General features: G+C 43.3%; 16 protein-coding genes and 1 pseudogene. 5 read left to right on the forward strand and 12 right to left on the reverse strand.

All coding sequences use genetic code 11. The annotated features are described in order from the left end of the window. Positions 1-7: 7 nt before the first annotated feature. From aguA to ptcA, 3 genes are all read right to left on the reverse strand, one after another. Entirely contained in the window at positions 8-1,105 is a 1,098-nt protein-coding gene (gene aguA, locus A5868_RS13390; RefSeq protein WP_010778989.1) for an agmatine deiminase, read from the reverse strand. Then, positions 1,059-2,480 carry an APC family permease gene (locus A5868_RS13395; protein ID WP_086305181.1) on the reverse strand — a complete coding sequence of 474 codons (1,422 nt, stop codon included), beginning with the start codon at positions 2,478-2,480 and terminating at the stop codon, positions 1,059-1,061. Before A5868_RS13395 ends, aguA begins: the two co-directional genes overlap by 47 nt. 121 nt (positions 2,481-2,601) lie before the next feature. Beyond that, a complete protein-coding gene (gene ptcA / locus A5868_RS13400; protein WP_010778987.1) occupies positions 2,602-3,621 on the reverse strand; it encodes a putrescine carbamoyltransferase in 1,020 nt (339 codons plus the stop codon). Positions 3,622-3,894: 273 nt separating this feature from the next. On the opposite strand from ptcA, the gene A5868_RS19475 reads away from it, so the two are divergent. Further along, complete coding sequence (locus A5868_RS19475; protein ID WP_010778986.1) at positions 3,895-4,860, forward strand: response regulator transcription factor; 966 nt, start codon at positions 3,895-3,897, stop codon at positions 4,858-4,860. Positions 4,861-4,877: 17 nt separating this feature from the next. On the opposite strand, the gene A5868_RS13410 is transcribed toward A5868_RS19475, so the two are convergent. After that, a complete protein-coding gene (locus A5868_RS13410) occupies positions 4,878-5,870 on the reverse strand; it encodes a hypothetical protein (protein ID WP_086305183.1) in 993 nt (330 codons plus the stop codon). Between the two features lie 318 nt (positions 5,871-6,188). Here A5868_RS13410 and A5868_RS13415 point away from each other — a divergent pair, with 318 nt between their 5' ends. Then, positions 6,189-7,583: an amino acid permease gene (locus A5868_RS13415; RefSeq protein WP_010778984.1), complete on the forward strand. Its 1,395-nt coding sequence runs from the start codon at positions 6,189-6,191 to the stop codon at positions 7,581-7,583. A gap of 253 nt (positions 7,584-7,836) precedes the next feature. Here A5868_RS13415 and A5868_RS13420 read toward each other — a convergent pair. Continuing rightward, a pseudogene (locus tag A5868_RS13420) lies at positions 7,837-8,944 on the reverse strand (AI-2E family transporter). 207 nt (positions 8,945-9,151) lie between these two features. On the opposite strand from A5868_RS13420, the gene A5868_RS13425 reads away from it, so the two are divergent. Further along, entirely contained in the window at positions 9,152-10,342 is a 1,191-nt protein-coding gene (locus tag A5868_RS13425) for an AI-2E family transporter (RefSeq protein ID WP_086305186.1), read from the forward strand. A 65-nt stretch (positions 10,343-10,407) separates the two neighbouring features. Here the strand turns inward: A5868_RS13425 and A5868_RS13430 are convergent, their stop codons facing one another. Together A5868_RS13430 and A5868_RS13435 are read right to left on the reverse strand one after the other, a co-directional pair. After that, positions 10,408-11,571, reverse strand: a complete 1,164-nt coding sequence (locus tag A5868_RS13430) for an aminotransferase class I/II-fold pyridoxal phosphate-dependent enzyme (RefSeq protein ID WP_086305188.1) — start codon at positions 11,569-11,571, stop codon at positions 10,408-10,410. Then, positions 11,568-12,062 carry an Lrp/AsnC family transcriptional regulator gene (locus tag A5868_RS13435; protein WP_010778980.1) on the reverse strand — a complete coding sequence of 165 codons (495 nt, stop codon included), beginning with the start codon at positions 12,060-12,062 and terminating at the stop codon, positions 11,568-11,570. Before A5868_RS13435 ends, A5868_RS13430 begins: the two co-directional genes overlap by 4 nt. A gap of 236 nt (positions 12,063-12,298) precedes the next feature. Between A5868_RS13435 and A5868_RS13440 the strand changes: the two genes are divergently transcribed. Continuing rightward, entirely contained in the window at positions 12,299-12,628 is a 330-nt protein-coding gene (locus A5868_RS13440) for a hypothetical protein (RefSeq protein WP_010778979.1), read from the forward strand. A gap of 59 nt (positions 12,629-12,687) precedes the next feature. Here A5868_RS13440 and A5868_RS13445 read toward each other — a convergent pair whose 3' ends face one another. The 4 genes from A5868_RS13445 to A5868_RS13460 all read right to left on the reverse strand — a co-directional run bounded on the left by A5868_RS13445 (position 12,688) and on the right by A5868_RS13460 (position 17,764). Further along, complete coding sequence (locus tag A5868_RS13445; protein WP_176281346.1) at positions 12,688-13,236, reverse strand: hypothetical protein; 549 nt, start codon at positions 13,234-13,236, stop codon at positions 12,688-12,690. Positions 13,237-13,331: 95 nt separating this feature from the next. Next, positions 13,332-14,276: a TMEM175 family protein gene (locus tag A5868_RS13450; RefSeq protein WP_086305189.1), complete on the reverse strand. Its 945-nt coding sequence runs from the start codon at positions 14,274-14,276 to the stop codon at positions 13,332-13,334. 84 nt (positions 14,277-14,360) lie between these two features. Continuing rightward, complete coding sequence (locus A5868_RS13455; protein ID WP_086305191.1) at positions 14,361-15,275, reverse strand: DMT family transporter; 915 nt, start codon at positions 15,273-15,275, stop codon at positions 14,361-14,363. A gap of 98 nt (positions 15,276-15,373) precedes the next feature. Next, positions 15,374-17,764: a Xaa-Pro dipeptidyl-peptidase gene (locus A5868_RS13460; RefSeq protein ID WP_086305193.1), complete on the reverse strand. Its 2,391-nt coding sequence runs from the start codon at positions 17,762-17,764 to the stop codon at positions 15,374-15,376. Between the two features lie 211 nt (positions 17,765-17,975). Here A5868_RS13460 and A5868_RS13465 point away from each other — a divergent pair, with 211 nt between their 5' ends. Continuing rightward, positions 17,976-18,254 (forward strand): zinc ribbon domain-containing protein, encoded by a 279-nt coding sequence (locus tag A5868_RS13465; RefSeq protein WP_010778974.1) that lies wholly within the window; start codon positions 17,976-17,978, stop codon positions 18,252-18,254. A 39-nt stretch (positions 18,255-18,293) separates the two neighbouring features. Here A5868_RS13465 and A5868_RS13470 read toward each other — a convergent pair whose 3' ends face one another. Further along, complete coding sequence (locus A5868_RS13470) at positions 18,294-19,454, reverse strand: MFS transporter (RefSeq protein WP_086305194.1); 1,161 nt, start codon at positions 19,452-19,454, stop codon at positions 18,294-18,296. Positions 19,455-19,712: the final 258 nt, after the last annotated feature.

Genomic DNA, 19,712 nt, shown 5'->3' on the forward strand with positions numbered 1-19,712 from the left:
GGGTCTCCTATCTTTGTGGTTGTTGTTGCGTGATGCAGTGGATGTTTCCGCCGCCGTACACGATTTCTACTGTATTAACGCCCACAATTTCTTTATCTGGGAAAATCATTTCTAATTGTTCTAAAGCTAACGCATCGTTCTTGTCACCGTATTGCGGCACGATCACGCCGTTATTGGTAATCAAGAAGTTCATGTATGACGCGATACAGATATCGCCGTCTTCACGCGGCATCGTTCCTTCCACGTAATCGATCTTGAAATTGCCATCGATCGTCACATTTTCGATTGGGCAGCAGATCTTATGCACTTTTAGTTTGCGGCCTTTTGCGTCTGTCATTTCATTCAGACGTTTGTATGCATCTTGAGCAGCTTCATAGAATGGGCTGTTTTCGTCTTCGGTATAGATACAAGCCACTTCTCCAGGACGAACGAAGCACGCCACGTCATCCACGTGTCCATTGGTTTCTTCTGGATCGATCCCGTCGCCTAACCAAAGAACTTTTTCACAGTTCAAGTAGTCGCATAATTTTTCTTCGATTTCCTCTTTCGTCATGTGAGGATTGCGCCCTTCACTTAACAAACACATTTCAGTCGTCAAGACAGTCCCTTCGCCATCCACGTGGAAAGAACCACCTTCTAAAATGAACTCATCTGTGCGGTAGGAATCAACGTGTTCGATCTCGCAGATTTTTTGTGCGATCAAATCGTCTTGGTCCCATGGGAAGTACAACCCGTCGACAAGTCCACCCCAAGCATTGAAGCCCCAGTCATTCCCGCGCAGTTCGCCTTTGCCGTTGATCACGAAGCTCGGCCCGCAGTCACGAATCCATGCATCGTTGTTAGACATTTCGTAAACCGTGATGTCCTCTGGTAATTGACGACGGCAGTTCTGGAATTGCTGCTGCGAAACGACCACGTTCATTGGTGTAAATTTGCTGACTGCTTTCGCTACTTCAGTGAAGGCTTCTTGAGCCGGTTTTCCTCCGTCGCGCCAGTTATCTGGACGTTCTGGCCAAATCATCCAAACCTTTTCCTGTGGTTCGTACTCGCCGGGCATTCTAAACCCGTCTTGCTTCGGTGTTGTCTTTTCGATTCTCTTCGCCATGATAAATTACTCCTTCTTTTTTGATTTTTTTCACCCATATGATCGCTTCACCGAAAATGGTAAAGGCGATTGCTCCGATCGTGATCGGAAGTTGTTGGCTCAATGTTTCTGGATCAAATTGCAATGGCAAGGCAGTAAAGATCAACGAAATCACGATCATGATCATTGGCAATGCCACTAAAAGCTTCAATACGCCGTCGCTGCCGCCGACTCTGAATGGTCGCGGTGTGTCTGGATCGATTTGGCGTAATTTGTAGAATGCTGGGAATACTGGAACATAAGACATCAAGAACATTACAAGGTTTAATGAGAAGAACGCCCAGAATAGGTCTTGATTTGGCAAGATCGGTGCAATAACGACCACCACGGTTGCAACGATCCCGTTCATGATAGCTGCGCCGATCGGCATTTCGTCTTTTCCGCCGCGTTTTGCAAAAATTTTCGGCATGTCGCCGTTTTCTGCTGCGTAGCAAGCGGTATTGTTGACACCTAATGACCAAGAGATCATGTTGCCGAACAACGTCAGCAAGAATAAGAAAGCCATCGCGATGATGAACCAGCCGCCAGTCGAACCTGTCAATAGCTTGAAGCTGTCCATCAAACCGCTGCCGGTACTGATTTGATCTGTTGGAATCGCCACCCCGATCCCGAATGCAGAGAAAATATAGATTGCTGCGATCACTAGACCGCCGGCAATAATGGATTGCGGAATTTGTTTCTTTGGATTTTCCATATCGTCTGCAAAGGTACAAATAACTTCAAACCCAAGTAAATTAAAGATGATTACTGAAATAAAGGATAAACTGTTCAAGTCAAAGCTTGGAAGCATTGAAGACAAGGTAAATTCATTCGCTGCGCCTTTTGTCACAAAAGTATAAAGTCCTAATGCACCAATCAAAATCGCTAAGAGCATTTTAATGACTGCTGCCCCATTTAAGATCCACACACTGTCCGCGACTGGGTAAAAACTGATCCACACGATCACCCAAATAAAGACCAGCTCGATCAGAATTGCCGCGATCGTCGGGAATTCAATGCCCGTGATCGTTGTTAATAAATCTGGACAAACCACCGCTAAAGAAGCCAGCCATAATGGATAATTGATCCAATAATACCAAGACACGCGCGAGCCCCAGCGGTGACCAAATGCTTGCGTCACCCAATCGTAGATCCCGCCGTCGCCAATATAGGTCGTTCCTAATTCTGACGAAATCAACCCGTATGGCAAAAGGAACGCGATCAGTAAGAAGATCCACCAAAAAAACTGTGAATTTCCGATTGCTGCCACTGGCGCTGCCGCCTCCGCTACGAATACGACACAGATAACGGATAAGATTGCACTCATCAAACTAAATTTTTTCTTTTTTTCTCCCATTGTTTTCTTCCTTTCCGGTACAAGGGAAACGGGGATTGAGGATTTCCTCAATCCCCGAATGGAAATAATCCTGATGAATTTACTGAATGCCGCAGATCATTTCCGTCCTCACCTTTTGGGTCTATAGTGCTTTGCCTAAGAAGACTTCCAAATCTGCTTTTGCTTCTGCTTGTTTCTTTTCATCAGTTGGGTTCTTTTCTGCATAATCGTGCATCAAGTAAACCAGCAAGCCGCGGATCGACGTCAAACGGTTTTCTGCTTCATCGAAACAGATCGAGTTTGGTCCGTCCATTACTTCATCTGTCACTTCTTCGCCACGAGTTGCAGGCAAGCAATGCATGAATTTCGCATTTTCGCCAGCACGTTTCATCAATTCATCGTTTACTTGGTATTTCGGATAGAATGTGCTCATCCGTTCTTCTTCAGATAATTCTGCTTCATACAATCCGTACCAAACGTCTGTGTATACATAATCGGAGCCTTCGATAGATTCGATTTCATCAGATACAGTGTATGATCCGCCTGATTCTTTACAGATCGCATCTAATCGTTCACGGTGGTCTTCATTCAATTGAAAGCCTTTAGGACCGAATTGTACAAATTCCATGCCCATTTTTGTTGCTACTAAGCCTAATGAGAAACATACTTGTGTCGCATCGCCAATGAAGGATACTTTGCAGTCTTCAATTTTCTTGCCTTCAGGTAAATGTTCGATCATTGTACATAAGTCGCCTAATTCTTGTGTCGGATGGTTGAAATCAGACATCCCATTAATAACTGGAATCGTTGCATTGTTTGCTAAGTCGTACACGCTGTGATGACGTTCTACCCGTGCCATCAAGATATCGACTAAGCGAGACAATACGCGGCTCGTATCTTCAATCGTTTCATGCCCACCTAATTGGATTTGGCCTGGTGCCAAGTATTCTGCGTGTCCACCTAATTGTGTCATCGCTGTTTCAAATGAAACCCGTGTTCTAGTAGAAGATTGTTGGAAGATCATGCCCAATACTTTATTTTTTAATAATGGCGGATAATAACCGTTTTTAATAGAAGCTTTGATTTTCAAAGATAAATCGACGATGTATTGAATTTCCTCCTTCGTGTAATTTTCTGTTGTAATGAAATCTCTTTTTGCCATGTTGACGCCTCCTAAGTAATTTGTTTGCTTTTGCTCCTTCAATTTACTGATAAATAAGCAAGTTTACGATAAGCTAAAGGATGTAAACGCTAACATTTTGAAAAACAGACATTTTCATGCGGTTTATTTTTAGGTATAAACCTTTTATTTTACAAGGGTTTAGAAAAGTTTAGAAAAAAGTTTAGCGATTTTAGGAGCGAAGACGGAATAAATGGTGTTATACTTAGAAAGAAAAAAGGAGTCTAATAATTCTTTAATGAAAGGGGATTCAATATGATTGCTATCTTCGTTTACAATATACTTTTGATCATTCTATATTCCATCACTATGGCTTTCGCAATAAATTCCTATCTAAAAGAAAAAAACAAAGTGTTTTTACTGATTAGTTTCTATCTGGCCTTTTTTATTTTTGACAACGTCATTATTTATATGACTGAATTTATCAATTCCTTTGCGCAAAGCTATGACCAATCGTTTATGAGCGGTCCTGCGATCAAAACGATCATTTTTATGGGGAATGCTTTCTTTTCGATCTCCATTATCGCCGATCTGCGAAACGAAAAGCTCAAAGCTCCCCACTATGGCCTGCTGATCGCTTTGGCTGTCTGGATGATCACAGTTCCTTTAATGGCCAACTCTGCATTTAAAGTCTGGCTCTATTATTTGGGCAATCAGCTTTTCCTATTTTATCTCGGTTTTTATTGCTGGCGAGGGACACGATTGCCGCTTCCCGATTTAAATATCGGGTATTTGAAAAAGTTGTCCATTATCAGTTTTCTTTTTAGTGTCCTGATCGTCATCGAGGACAGCTTCGTGATTTTCAATATTGATCAATACAGCTCTTTAACGACGAAAATTTATAATCGAAGTATTTCAGAGGATATTTTTTCGATCACCGTCTGTCTTCTGCTCTGCCATTATTTCCTAAAGGAACGGCAGCATTCTGAAGAACTCTCCTCAGAAGAACAAGAGGAAGCACTCTTGATTCAACGGTTTTGCCATGCTCACCAATTCACGCAGAGGGAATCTGAAGTCTTCGAGCTTTTACTGTTCCACTGTACGAATCAGGAAATTGCGGACCGCCTGTTCCTCTCTTTAGGAACCGTAAAGACCCATGTCCATAACATTTTCATAAAACTCGACATTAAGAAACGAACGCAGATCTTTCCTCTTTTTGAAGAATACCAACAAGTTGCCAATCAAAAGATGACGCTAAAAAAGAGCAACGATTTCTCTTAGAAGAAATCGTTGCTCTTTTAATCGTCTTCAGGTTGACGTTGTTCAGAGGACGAGCTTGATGAACTGCTGGAGCTGGAACTTGATGAACCGGAGGAACGAGACGTATCCGATTCGCGTGAACGTGAATCCTCTTCAGATTTCTTACGCGAAGAATCTTCTTTGCGACTGTCGCTGATGGAATCCAAAATGTCTTTGTAAGAATCATAGGTTGATTGCTTTTCTGCCAATGTCTTTTTCAGCTCATTCAGTTCCTTTGTACGATCTGCCAAAGCTTTAGCCTGACGTTCTTGATAGCTTTTTTCTGCTGCAGCCATCGAGGCGTCACTTTGCTGGATCTGCGAAGCAAAACTCGCATTCTCATTTGCCAATTGATTTTTTACCGGTGTCAACTTATCTAAAAGCTGCTGCTTGAATTTTCCGTCCGGCAACACAGCCAACGTTTTGATTCCCGCCAAATAATCCGACAAGGACAAGCTGCTTCCTTTATTAACAAGCGTTGTGACATCATTTTCGGCACTTGAAAAATCCTTCGACTGATTTTCCGCGATCCCTAGGAGCATGCTGATGTCCTGCCCCCAGTCTTTCTCCTTCGCGGAACTTTGGTCCAATTGCTCTTTGATTTTGCTGATCTGCTCCCCATCTGGTTTTTTCAATACAGGATGTGCGGATAGATCCAAACCATTGAGGACACTTTTTTCAAAAAGAGCATTTAATTCTGTTTGGATATCAAAATTTTTCTTTGCTTGATCAATGTCCTCCAGCGTTCTGCTTTCCCCGCGCTGATTTTTTACTTCAGTGGCAAGGTCGTCAAATGCAGATGCTGAAATGTCTGCTTTGAAATAGCCTGATTTTTGATCTTCATAAAGATTGGTCAGACGAGCATTCAGTGTTTTTTTGGTTTCGTTCTCTGATTGAATCACTTTTTCTTGATAGATATGATAGCTGGCAAAACCAACGGCGCCCAACACAACCAGTCCGAGTACCACCCAACCGATTGTTTTCTTATTCAAACCGGCTCCCCCTTCATTCAGGTATTTATTTCTCCGAAAGTGGAAAATACGTTTTATTTTTATTGACCTTAGATTCAAGCACTTTGTCTAGCTTATCTCTAAGCAGCAAAGGATTGAACGGCCAAGCTGCCAATATTATAGCATTTTAATACCTGCAAAGCACAAATAATAGTGAAACTTTAGTAACTCTTTCTAATTGTTTTGTTATTTTAAAAAAATTAGAATATTTTTACTCTTTTTTTATTTTTCATGGATTTCTTTAATCGCTGTCTTTTTTCTGATAAACTCGTTCTAATCTTAAAAAAAGGACTGATTTAATTGGAAAGTCATGAAGAATTGGATAGAGGTTTAAAAAGCCGTCACGTCCAATTGATCTCAATTGGGGGAGCCATTGGCACTGGATTGTTTCTCGGTTCAGGGAGAACGATCCAGCTAACGGGGCCGTCGATTCTTCTATCCTACGCAATTACCGGCTGCATCATTTTTTTAATCATGCGTGCGTTAGGTGAATTAATGTTATCAAATTTGAATTACCATTCTTTCTTAGATTTTATAGCGGACTACTTGGGCAATAAGGCTGCGTTTGTTACCGGCTGGACGTATTGGTTTTGCTGGATCGCGATTGCGATGGCAGATTTAACAGCCACAGGGATGTATGTGAATTACTGGCTGCCAGATATTCCACAATGGCTGCCTGAAATTATTGCTTTGGTCTTGTTGCTTGGGCTGAATCTGGTTGCCGTTGGATTGTTTGGCGAATTGGAGTTTTGGTTCGCGTTGATCAAAGTCGTGGCGATCATTGCCCTGATTCTTGCTGGCGCATTTATGATCCTCACAAGTTTCAAAACAAGTGCAGGTCACGTGACCGTCACTAATTTGTGGAGTCACGGCGGGTTTTTCCCGAAAGGTGCGGGCGGATTCGTCCTCTCCTTCCAAATGGCGACCTTCGCTTTTTGCGGTGTGGAATTGGTAGGCTTGATTGGTGGAGAAACCTCTGATCCGAAATCGGTTTTACCAAAGGCCATTAATACGATCCCTGTACGGATCATTCTCTTCTATTTAGGCTCTTTATTTATGATCATGTCGATCTATCCTTGGACAAGCCTGTCGGCCGATCAAAGCCCTTTCGTCCAAGTCTTTTCCGAGATCGGTATCGCAGCGGCCGCATCGATCGTCAACTTAGTCGTGTTAAGCTCCGCTATGTCCGCCTGTAACAGCGCCATCTATAGTACGAGCCGGATGGTTCGTTCATTGGCACAAGAAGGCAGCGCGCCTAGTCGCTTCAAAAAATTAACTAAAAACCGCGTCCCTGGAAATGCGTTAGTGTTCTCTACGCTGGTGATCTTCATCGCGGTGATCTTGAACTTTTTCGTTCCGAGTCATATCTTTACGATGATCAGCTCCATCGCAACGATTTGCTTTATCTTCATCTGGGGCATGATCGTCTTTACTCATATGCGTTTTCGTAAAACAAAACCTGAGCTAGCAGCAAAAAGTTCGTTTAAATTGCCGCTGTTCCCTTATGCAAACTATCTGGTCTTCGCCTTTTTAGCCTTTGTCTTGTTTGTTTTGGCACTTGCCTCAGATACGCGGGAAGCGTTGATTTTCTCACCGATCTGGTTTATCGCACTACTGGCAATTTACCATTTCAAATTCGAGCGAAATAAACCGATATCAACCAAAATTTTGCATGATTTTGACGAGCGGGAGTAAATTCAGTTATTTATTTCACACACTGATTGTGAAAAACGCTTGTCTTTTGACGATTTTTATAGAATTGGTCTATACGTTAAACCCTCTTATAAATCGCTCATGAGTCTTGATTTCATTCACGTTATCAGAAGATGAAAAAGGAAGCAGTGGCTCACTGCTTCCTTTTTGGTATGCCTTTGATTGGTATGAAATGAATCCTACTGTAGAGCCTATACAAAAAATCGATTTTTTAAAAAGACGTTTTCGTATTTTCTTATTGCTCTTCTCTAGGGTCTTTCAGCAGATGGCTCTCGCGGCGGAGCTGGTAAATCTTATGAATATTGATGACCAACGTTTTTATGACGGCATACACCGGAATACAGATCAACATGCCCAAGATGCCCGCGACACTCCCAGCCCCGATCAACACTAAAATAATGGTCAGCGGATGGACGTTCAAGGACTTCCCAAATAGCAATGGCTTGATCAAATTGCCGTCCAACTGCTGGATAACTAGGATCGAAAGTCCCATGTACAGTGCCTGAAGCGGCGAAATGAACAGTCCGACGATCACCGCCGGTACCGCACCGATAAATGGCCCAACATACGGAATGATGTTCGTGACACCGCAAAAAATAGCCAACAACAAACTGTAAGGCTGTTTGAAGATCGTCATCGCTAAAAAGCTTAGAATCCCAATGATGAACGCATCTAAAACCGTACTGCTGATGTACGCAGACAGCGTCTCGTTCAATTCACGTACCGTTTGCCGCAGTTCTTTGCGGATCGTTAGCGGGAAAAACTGCGAAACAGCATCTAAAAATTTGTGTCCATCTTTAAACATGAAAATCAAAATAAACGGCACTGTGAACAACAGCACAAAGAACTTCATCGCAAATCCCACGATTCGTGACAAACTAGAGGTCACACTGACGATCCCCACTTTGATCAAATTATTGATCGTTAAGTTCGCTGCGGCCAATTGTTCCCCTAAATGGAAGTTTTTAAACTCTTCCTTATTTGCAAGTTCATTTAACCAGCGGCCCGTTTCCTCCGCATAGATCGGTAAATTTTGCGTCAACTGAACGGTTTGTTCAATCATTTTAGGAACTGCATTCATCAATACTAAAGCAATCACAAAAGCGATCACGATAAAGGACAGGAGAAACCCGATCACTCTCGGCAGTCCGCCTCGCTCCTCTAAAAATACAACGATTGGATCAAACATGTAATAAAGAAATCCTGCAATCACCAACGGCAGTAAGATCGCCGAAGCCATCCCAATCACCGGTTTGAAGTAGAAGAAAATAAATACCTATGATCGTTAAGACTATTTCCGCTGTCCAAAAAAATAGCTTGGACTGTTTGAAACGTGTCAGCATAAACGCCTCCTCTAAAAATATTTCCTTGTATGGTATGGCTTCATCTTATCATTTATGGGTGGAGGAAGAGCAATTTTTGTAAAAATAAAAAATAATTTTTGTGAATTTTACGCATTATTTTTGGTTTTTCTTTTAATTGGTTAAGCCTATTTTTTGTGTAGGTCTTCATTATCCGCTACAATTAAAAGAAAAAAGGATTTGATAAAAATGGAACGACCATCGACAAAAGCGACCCGTTGGATCAAGTTTATCGGCGGCCGGAACCTTATTTTTACATTGATTGCCGGTGTCCTGTTGGGGGCACTAATTTTTGTTTTCTATCATGTACGGTTCATTTTTACCCCGCTAGCGATCATTTTTAAAACGGTTTTTGCACCTGTACTGCTGTCACTGATTTTGTATTACTTACTAGATCCCATCGTGAACTATTTTGAAAAAAAAGGCGTCAAACGAATGTATTCGATTTTAGGGATCGTCGTTGTTTTGTTATTGCTCTTAGGCGCCTTCTTCGTTTGGGCAGTCCCGAGAATTTACAGCCAAACCGCTAGTTTGGTCAATGATTTTCCGCAACATGTAGAAAATTTCAATTTAACCTTACAGGATCTCGCGGCCGGAACGGTTTTTGAGAGCCCCATCGAAGAAATCTTTGATTCTTTAGAGGATGTCGTTTATCAGATTATCAGCACTTTATCCAATTCTCTTGGAGACATCCAGACCTTTGTTGGAAATCTCTTTTCGACGGTCAGCGGCTTTTTCGTTATTTTATTTACAGCACCCATCATCACTTTCTTTCTATTGAAAGATGCTCACAATTTTCACGGCTATTTCTTGAAATTACTGCCACCGAAGTTTCGTGAGGATTCCAAAGAACTAGGGGGAATTTTGAATAGTCAAGTGGGGGATTATTTGAAGGGTCAATTTATTGTCGCTTTAGCCAACGGCGTGATCGTCTTTATCGGCTTTTTGATCATCAGTATGCCTTACGCTCTGCCCTTAGCGATTCTCGTCACAATTACCTCCGTGATTCCTTATATCGGGCCTTTCATCGCCTTTGTACCCTGTGCAGTGATCGCCCTGCTCCACTCTTTCCAAATGCTGATTGGCTTGGTTCTTGTGTGGATCGTCGAGCAAATCTTAAACGGCAATGTGATTGAGCCAAAAGTTTTAGGGGATCAATTAAAGGTCCATCCTGTTACGATCGTTTTAGTCCTATTGGTCATGGGAAATCTCTTCGGATTGTTTGGTCTCGTTTTTGGTATCCCGACCTATACGATTTTCAAAGCTTTCGGTGTCTTTCTTTTCCGTAAGTTCAAGCAGCGATACAACCGCTATTACGGCAAAGACGAAGGCGAATATGAAGATACGGAGTTTTCGCAAGAAGAATACCCGGCAAACTAAAACCTGCTCGCTTTCGAGCAGGTTTTTTTGCATCAAAAAAGGAGCGGATTTCCCGCTCCAGCTTGTTAGTTCAACCGTTGAACAAATCGTTCCAGCCGTTTAATCGCTTCTTTTAATTCATAGATCGAATAAGCATATGAAAGACGTAAGAATCCTTCGCCGCTCTTACCGAATGCCGACCCCGGTACAACTGCTAATTTTTCTTCTTCAAGCAGACGCAAAGCAAAATCCTCGCTGCTCATGCCGAATTGACTGATTTGCGGGAAAAGGTAAAAAGCGCCTTTGGCTTTATAGCACGGCAACCCCATTTTCTCTAATGCATGGTGCAAATAATTGCGCCGCTCTTCATAGGATAAGCGCATCGGTTCGACTGTCTCTTGCCAATTATTTTTCAATCCAGCTAAGGCTGCGTACTGACTTGCTGTCGGTGCTGCCATGATCGTGTATTGATGAAGCTTCAATAATTGCTCTATGAACATTTCTGGTCCGGCCATAAAGCCCAACCGCCAGCCGGTCATAGCGAACCCCTTCGAGAAACCATTGATAACGATCGTCCGTTCACGCATTCCCGGTAATTCTGAAATACTGGTAAAAGGCTCATCATACACCAATTCCGCGTAGATTTCGTCGGAAATAACTAATAGATCATGCTTCTTCACAACATCCGCGATTTTGATCAACGCTTCGCGGTCCATCGTGCCCCCTGTTGGATTGTTAGGAAATGACAAAATCAAAATTTTACTTTTTTCCGTCAATACGCTCTCCAGCTCTTCCGCTGTCAGCATAAAATGATTGTTTGATTGAAGATCAATGGTCACTGGCGTTCCGCCGACCATTTGTGTGATTGGTTCATAGCAGACAAAACTAGGCTGAGGAATAATGACTTCATCCCCCGGATCAACAAAGGTCCGTAAAGCGATGTCTATGGCTTCACTGCCGCCGACTGTTACGATGATCTCGGTTTTAGGATCATACTGAACTTTGTTCCTGAAAAGCAGGTAGTCGCTGATTTTTTCTCGAAGCTCGATCATCCCGGCATTTGCCGTGTAAAATGTTCGTCCTTCCTGAATTGATCGAACCCCTTCTTGCGTCATATGGGACGGCGTATCAAAATCCGGCTCACCCACCCCTAGAGATATCGCATCCGGCTGCTCCGAAACGATATCAAAAAATTTCCGAATGCCCGAAGGCTGAATATCTGTGATTTTTTTCGTTAAAAAATTTCTCATGGGCTCACCTGAATTCTAGGATCAGAGTCATCTTGATACATATCGATGCCCCACTCCTTGTATTTGTCTAACAAGAAATGCGTTTGCGTCCCCGAAACATCTGGGATCGACGCGAGGTTGGTGGAGATGAATTTTGAGATCTCCTTAATATTGCGTCCTTGCAGCAGTAAAATAAAATCAAAGCCGCCGCTGACAAAAAAGAAGGATTTGACTTCAGGAAATTTTCGTACGCGCTCCGCGATCTCACGATACCCATCCTCGCCTTTAGGGATCGTTTGCACTTCCACTAAGGCTTCGATCCAATCGTCTTCTACTTTATCCCAATCAATCAAGGCCCGATAGCCGCAAATAATTTTTTCTTCTTCCATTCGTTTGATTTCTGCAGAAACGATCACTTCATCTTCGCCTAACATCACGGCGTATTCTTCTACGCTTAACCGACAATCGGATTCAATTAGTTTCAATAATTGTTTGCGTTTACTCTGTTCCATAGAAAGGTCTCCTTCGATTTATCCATTTGTTAGATTATTTTAATCTTTCGTTTATTATTCCCAAAAAAAGAAAAACTGTCAAATGATTTTGAAAATTCGCTAAATACGCCGGAACGATTTTTTGTATTTTATCTATACTAAAATTTTTTCTTTTTTTATAACACAAGTACCGGGTTTCATAGTACAATAAATGAGATGAGCAATATGAAAATGGTGTAGAGACAGGAGGATTGACAATGGAACAAGTAATCGAAATATTTATTGAAAAACAGAGGCAGCGTTTAGCTGACGGAAAGATTCGCCAAGAAGAGTACGAGGCTTTCTTAGATGGCATCAACGACGCGCTTTCATTTTTAGGAATGTATTACGTAAACGGGTCAGAAACCGTCGAAAAAGACGATCGTAAACCAGCGACTTTTAATGAGATCGAAGAAAAATATAAGAAGTTTCGCGAAGTAGCGATGTATAAAAACAGCTTCTTACGCGTATCCGATATCATCAGACATTCTGGACAAATGACAGACGACCTTAAAAAAATCACGAATACGGTTCGAGAAGAATTGTAAAGAAGCGTACCTGCTTCTTTACAATTTTTTTGTTTCTTCATCACTTAGAAAAAAGCTGTCTAGCCTTTCATCAAGAGTTCATTGTAAAAGGCTTGCCCTATTTCCTTTAACTCATTTTTATTGAATGATTTCGCGACCCACGTCGGCATCGCCAACTCGATGTTTCCATAGATTTCGATCATTGCTTGAATAAACGCCTGCGTGTTCAACTGATCGATCGCTTTACGCAGACGTCTCGCAGGTTCTAGCAACTGACTTTCCATCTGACGGGTTCGATACTTCCGATAAACCTTGCGTCCTTCTTCAGCCGCCAAAGAAAACAACGGCTGCTCCTCGGCAATAGCCTGTAAGCTTTCTTGCTTGTAGCGATCATAGCGCTGCTGCCAGCCTAACAATTCACCATAAACACTCTCGATCGGCTGCTTGCGAACGGTTGCCAACGCACTATAAAAATCAATCGGTAATTTTTCTACCCGTCGTTCCCGTTTGATCCAAGTAGCCAATGTTGATTGCGGAATCCCCGCGACCTTGCCGAATTGCTCGACTGTGATGCCTAAATCTCGTCGAATGTACATTTTTATTGGGTGTTCGATCATTGTTCCAGACATAGTCCACTTAACTCCTTTGCGATATTTATACTTCATTATATAATGGGTACAAAAAAATACCAAGGCGAAAGAATAGCTTCTCTTCGCCTCAGTAGTTAATCACGATTTTTCGGTTGTTTTAGCCGCGGATCGTTTGAGCCCTTTTGCTGATTGAATCGGCGCTCCGTCATGGCTTTTTGCATCGCCAGTTTCTGTTTTTGCTTTTCTAAGCGGGCGATTTCATTCTCCGCTCGCCGCTTGTCCGTCCCATCTAAGGAAGACAATTGCTGCTGGCGTTTATCGATCTCATGATTGATGTGGCTTTCCCAGTCAGCCATGACCTGCTTCCAGCGATCCGGGTCATCGCCACCGTTAGCTTTCATCGAGTCTCGCAGCAAGGTGGAATACCGCCGAACGGAATTCCCCCACACCTGGTTGCGGTCTTGGAAATAATCGGCTTGCTGCTCATCGTCCAACGAGGCAATCAAACTGTCTTCCTCGCGGTCCACGATATTTTGTAAAAATGCCATGATCGGCAAGACTAAATAAACGATCAAGGTCGGCTTCACAAAGAACATTCCTAGAAACAGCCAGACAATTCGAAAGGCGATCGCCCCCATGTCTTGTTTGTTCAGCTCGTTCACTCGGCGTTTGCGCTGTTCCTCATCCTTCAATGCTTGCCCTGTTAGTGCGACGATTAATCGACGCATGACGAAGGTCACGATCAAGGTCAACACCCCATAGATCAATAGCGTCTGCTTCGTCGTATCGTCGATCAGCAGTCTTGTCGCTGAAGGGACCAGCGATAAGAAAAACAGTAACAATAAATAGATGACCAATTCTTTGTTCTTCACTTGATCAATTTTGTTAAACGCGTACCCTGTCTGAAACCACAAATTCGCGACAAAGCAAAAACTAATAAAATAGATCCCCACCGCCCGCAACAGCGACACCATATCGACAGCACCGTTCGCCGCCGTCTGGATCGGTAATTCTAAAACGATGATCGTCAAAATGATCGCAATGATCGCATCACCGAAAACCACCACGCGTTCCTTCATTTCTGCCACCTCTTTTTCATACTTCTGACCTATCATATAACAAACAGGCAAAAAAGAATAAAGATAAGGAAGCAGATGAAACGATTAGTCTACTCGCTCCTCTTTCGGCTGCTCATTCTTGTCAGACAACCGTGTCAGAAAAATGACGGAGAAGAGAACCAAGCCAAATCCCACGACCTGCATCCCAGCAAATTGACTATTAAAAAGCAGCACACTCAAGATCGTTGCCAAAATCGGCTCCGTTACGGTCAGCACACTAGCCAAAGAGGCCTCAATGAACCGTAAGCTCGACAATTGAAACAAAAAAGGCAGTGCCGTCCCAAAAATGATGATGCTGATGACCAGTCCAACTGAATAGCGATCCATCTGGAAATCTGGACGCCAGACTGGATGAATCAGTTGAAAAGCCAGACCAGCGATGAGCATCCCTAATCCCGCGATCCGCATTTCCCCGTATTTTATTAGCAGCAGCCGCGGCTGAATCGTGTAGAAGGCGAGCGTGACCGCTGACGCGATGCCCATAAAAAAGCCCATCGTCGACAGACTGAGCGATGCCGTACCACCTTCCATCACGATAAAGAAAACACCAATAAAGGTCGCTGCCATCAATACAAATTCAAAAAAATTAAGCCGCTTTTCCTTATTTGCCACTAAAAATAGAAAGATAAAGATCGGCCCTGTAAACTGCAAAATCGTCGCGATCGCTGCACCGCTATATTGAATCGCCTTAAAGTAGGTGTACTGAACACCCAGCATCCCGATCAAAGAAAACAGCAGCAGACCGACAAAATCTCGCGGCGTGAATTTTTTCCGCTTGCGTCGGCCTTTTTCTTGAAGGAGCGTCAATCCAGTCAACAGCACCCCTGCTGACAAAAGACGCACGCTGACCAGCCATTCCGGCGAAACAAAATACTCCTCAAAAAGAATTTGGCACATAATACCCGATAAGGCCCACAAAGCCCCTGACGAACACGCCAGCAACACACCCTTAAACTTCATTTTTTACTCCTTCCATTCCTTTTCTTGTTGATTCATTATAGCATTCTCAGACAGACAAAAAACCAATCACAAAAAACGCTTTGTGATTGGTTCCTTTTTTATTCTCCGAGTGGCAAGATCACTTGCGACTCTGCTAAGTCAATCGTGTACGCAATATCCTGATTTCCTCGTACAGTCATTCCAAAATCAGTCCCGTAGACCGCTAACCCGATTTGCCGTCCTGCGGGTAAATGATACATCGTTGGGTGCAAGACTACGTCGATCTCGACAAATTCATTGGCCTTCAGGTCGTCGTTCTTCCAGGCATTTTCCCGATTTTGCAGATTGATATGACCACGAGTGATCAGCTTGTACTCATCCTCTGCACCTAATTTGAATTCGACAAGATTGTCTTCACGCCAATTTCTTCCTAGTGGCAAGCCATGTGGCGCTAAGACATCTGGAGTAGGTTTCAATCGTTTCGCCGATCCGAAATCAATCAATTCAAAACTCAGCATGCCCAAATCCACGCTCGAAGCTACTTTTATAGAGACTCTTGGTCGTCCATTCAAGAAAACAGCTTCCTTTAATACCTCTGTTTTCGCTAAGTAGCGATGCCCATCCATCGGTCCCGCTTCTTTTAGTTCCTTCTCCCAGAGCGGGATGTTTTTGGTGTACCCTTCGTATTGCTCCTTTGGTAATTGGTCGTTGAAGGTCACCTGTCCAGACGCAGCAGCATTCGTTAATGCTTGTGCCCCCAAATGATAGACTTTTTCACTGGCCGGTGCCCAGTCGGTCAACGTATGCCAAGTTTCAGGCGCGGTGTTTTCTTGATAAACGATGTCTGGCAAGAGAGCCTTCGCATCGTTTTCTATACCGTAAAGCTTGTGGCTCAACCAAAGGTTCATCATGTCTTGGAAGTCCAAAGAAGGCATATTGTTGATATAGATGTGCTGTCCTTGATGCAGGATCAACTTCTTCGCAACAGGAACCTCCTTCAAGGCATCCCACAAATCTGCAACTTGACGCGGCTTCACATTCCAGTCATTCAATCCGTGGACCATCACGACATCACATTTGATATCTTTAATGAAGGGAAGATAATTTCGCTCATCCCAAAAAGTAGAATAATTTCCTGTTTTGCGGTCTTGCAGCTTCGCCATCTCGTTTAGATAATCCATGAAGAATTTCTTACTATGAAGCCAATCGCCCGCATTGCGCATTTTACTGAAGGTCTCGATCGCCAGTACATCCGCGTCTTCCCCAGGAAAGCCTCCCGGTGCGATAACTAAACCGTTGTCGCGGTAATATTGATACCAATCAGAGATCGCGGCTTCAGATATGATCGTTTCTAAGCCTTCGATCTGGCGCGTCGCACACGCCGTTGCCAGCGTCCCTAGATATGATTTTCCGGTCATGGCAACTTTGCCATTGCTCCACCACGCCTTGATCTCAATGTTGTCTGTACGGTTCGTAAAGGCACGACGGTTTCCCGCTAACCATTCAATGTATGCTGCCATAGCCGTTGTTTGTTCGACAGAGCCGCAGGTTTGGATACCGTCAGAGTCTCTCGTTCCGATCCCGGCACCATAGACTACCGCAAACCCTCGCGCCAGGAAGAAATCATTTAAGCTATGATTGTTTTCACGGCTAAAGGTCTCCGTCCCATGAGTCGCCTTCCCTTTGACCTCTCGTTCTGCTGGCAATTCCACTGGTGTTGGTTGGTATTGTATTTCTTCATACGTCGTCTCTGTCGGTTCTTTTCGTTCCAATGGCACGTTGACATCGTAGGTCAATGCTTCGCCGGCAGGTCCGTTTACACCTTGACTGTAGGGACTCGCTGTAAACAAGGTCCCTACTTGCAGCCCGTCTTCTGTTTCAATCGGCCGTAAAATTTCTAATTTTAATAAATCCCGCTGCCCATCGTTGTCCGTATCTAGAGGTGCCTCCACATAAACGACTTCACGAATCAGTTTCGCCGTATCAAACACTGCCTGCGCTTTGCCATTAAAAAAGAACGGTCTGCTCACTTCGTTGTTCTCGTAATACCCCTCTGAAGCAAGCTTATCCAAATAATTCAATCCATTTTTAGTGTGACTCGTCAATAAGAGATACCACGCTTCAATGAGGGTATCGCTATGGGAAAAGTCACTGTCGATCATCGGGATGCCCATTCTAGCTGCTTCTTCTAAAACTTTGCCGGGATCAAAATCAATCGTCGGCTCAAAATCAAGCTGCTGCAACCCCATCATATAAAACACTTCTTTTGTGACCAGTTGTTTTGCCCGATAGAAATCAGCTAAATCCGTCGTTTCATCGGCTAAAAAATTGCCAAGCTTGCTGATAAAGCCGCTTTCGTCCCGTACGGTTAAAAAACTCTTTCGTAAAAACGCAAACCATAATTTCGTCGCGTCCTTTGAGGCGTCGATCGTCAGAAAGCCTGCCGCCATCAACTCTTTCTTTGCTTCTTCAAGTGAGACTCGTTTTAAACCAAATTGATTGATTTTCATGTACATTTCTCCTCGTATAGTCAGATTGTCAGATACACCGATGGGGTCTCTCACTCTTTCTTTATCCCATTTATCCAATCGCTCAAATAAACAATAAAAAAACAGACCGATTTCCCTTTTTTCTGATAAAATAATTATAACAAATACTTTCGATAAGTTCGTTAAAGTTCAATGAAAACGATTACCGATCATTATCTGAGGAGGAAGAAGAATGGAAGAAATGACCTACTGCCAAAGTTGCGGCATGCCCCTGACAAGCGGAACACACGGGACAGAACACGATGGCTCTCAAAATAAGGAGTACTGCCTTTACTGCTACAAGCACGGCGCTTTTGTCGATGACCATACAATGGAAGAGATGATCGCGATCAGCTTGACCCACATGAAAGAAGCAGGAATATTAGAAGAACAGGGAAAAACCGAGGAAGAAGCCTTAGCATTTATGAACGACTTCTTCCCAGAATTGAAGCGTTGGAAAAAGTCGTCGTAAAAATTACGACGGCTTTTTGATTACGAAAAAAGCAATCCCTCACCGGCGACTGCTTCGTACGTTTCTTTCTAAAATTACTGTGGCCAGGAAAACAATCCCGCCAAACAAGAACAATAAATAAGGGAAAATCGCTAATGTGAAGCGTTCCGCCAAAAGACCCAATAAAGGCGGTAAAAAGGTCGTTCCCGTATACGCCAATGCCAACTGCAAGCTCATGATCCGCGCAGAGTTTTTCGTTCCGAATCGTTTGGGTGTCTCATGGAGCATTGTCGGAAAAATAGCGGCGGAGCCTAATCCGGTAAAGACAAAGCCGATAGCTGCGAAACTTTCCCTTCCAACTGCTAAGAAAACGACCCCAATTAGTAGTAACAGCTCACTTAAATACAAAAGTTTCCTGCTCGACAAAAAGAAGGTGAAAAAACCGGCTGCTAAACGTCCGACCGTTAAGCTAGCATAGTATGTTGATGTCATAAAAGCCGCCGTTGAGACTGGGACGCCTTTGACTCTGACAAGGAAACTGCTCCCCCACAAGCCCATACAAGCCTCTACCCCTACATAAAAAATGAAACAGATCAAAGAAAATATGACGCCTGGCTGCTTGACCAAAGCTGCCAGTGAATCTTGACCCTTGCTAGTGTGGGAAACCAGCTGAGGCTGCTTCCACTGTTTCCGCGAAGCATAGACCACCAAGACTAAAAGAAATTGCAGAGCCGCCAGAACCAGATACCCGCCACGCCAATTTTGATTTTTTAAATAGAAGCCCATGATGATCGGCCCCAGCGTAGCGCCAATGCCCCAAAAGCCATGCAGCCAATTCATATGATGGGCTTTATAGTGCAAAGCCACATAATCATTCACCGCCGTGTCGATCGCCCCTGCTCCTAGACCCAGCGGTATTGCGCTAATGATCAAAAAGAAAAAGTTTTGCGAAAACGAAAAACCGCACAAACCAAGGACGGTCAAAAAGATGCTGCAGACGATCAAATTCCCGACACCGATCTTCTGGATCAAACGATTGGTTTGAAAACTGGACAAAATCGTCCCAATTGAAACCACCATGGCGATCACCCCGGCTGAACTTGCCGCAACATGAAACTCGCTGCTCATGATCGGCCAAGCCACACCTAAAATCGAATCCGGTAAACCCAGACTAATAAATATCAAATAAATCAAACCCAAAAACAACAAACGCTTCTTCATACTTCCCTCTCTCTTTTCTCTTCCTGATTGTCTGGAAGAGAAGCAATCTATCTTCTATTGTACAGGAGGAATCGCTCTTTAAAACCTTCTTTTTAAACTTTTCCGTTTTTGTCTGTATCGGTATTTGTTTAGGAATTTGATTTTCTTGTTAACTAAATACTGGTCACTCACTAGAACCCTTAACAAAAACAAAGAAAAATAGTCATAGTCTTTCAAGCCAAAAAGTTTTTTAGCGGTTTTCTTTTACAATATAAAGTT

The organism is Enterococcus sp. 12F9_DIV0723 (genome assembly GCF_002174375.1).
In the GTDB taxonomy this organism is placed as follows: domain Bacteria; phylum Bacillota; class Bacilli; order Lactobacillales; family Enterococcaceae; genus Enterococcus_A; species Enterococcus_A gilvus.

Coding starts and splice junctions, on each gene's coding strand:
- A5868_RS19475 (WP_010778986.1), top strand. CDS start 3,895: ATGATTGCTATCTTCGTTTACAATATACTTTTGATCATTCTATATTCC.
- A5868_RS13450 (WP_086305189.1), bottom strand. CDS start 14,276: ATGAAGGAACGCGTGGTGGTTTTCGGTGATGCGATCATTGCGATCATT.
- A5868_RS13465 (WP_010778974.1), top strand. CDS start 17,976: ATGGAAGAAATGACCTACTGCCAAAGTTGCGGCATGCCCCTGACAAGC.
- A5868_RS13425 (WP_086305186.1), top strand. CDS start 9,152: ATGGAACGACCATCGACAAAAGCGACCCGTTGGATCAAGTTTATCGGC.
- A5868_RS13440 (WP_010778979.1), top strand. CDS start 12,299: ATGGAACAAGTAATCGAAATATTTATTGAAAAACAGAGGCAGCGTTTA.
- A5868_RS13445 (WP_176281346.1), bottom strand. CDS start 13,236: ATGTCTGGAACAATGATCGAACACCCAATAAAAATGTACATTCGACGA.
- ptcA (WP_010778987.1), bottom strand. CDS start 3,621: ATGGCAAAAAGAGATTTCATTACAACAGAAAATTACACGAAGGAGGAA.
- A5868_RS13460 (WP_086305193.1), bottom strand. CDS start 17,764: ATGAAAATCAATCAATTTGGTTTAAAACGAGTCTCACTTGAAGAAGCA.
- A5868_RS13470 (WP_086305194.1), bottom strand. CDS start 19,454: ATGAAGAAGCGTTTGTTGTTTTTGGGTTTGATTTATTTGATATTTATT.
- A5868_RS13435 (WP_010778980.1), bottom strand. CDS start 12,062: ATGGAACAGAGTAAACGCAAACAATTATTGAAACTAATTGAATCCGAT.
- A5868_RS13455 (WP_086305191.1), bottom strand. CDS start 15,275: ATGAAGTTTAAGGGTGTGTTGCTGGCGTGTTCGTCAGGGGCTTTGTGG.
- A5868_RS13430 (WP_086305188.1), bottom strand. CDS start 11,571: ATGAGAAATTTTTTAACGAAAAAAATCACAGATATTCAGCCTTCGGGC.
- aguA (WP_010778989.1), bottom strand. CDS start 1,105: ATGGCGAAGAGAATCGAAAAGACAACACCGAAGCAAGACGGGTTTAGA.
- A5868_RS13395 (WP_086305181.1), bottom strand. CDS start 2,480: ATGGGAGAAAAAAAGAAAAAATTTAGTTTGATGAGTGCAATCTTATCC.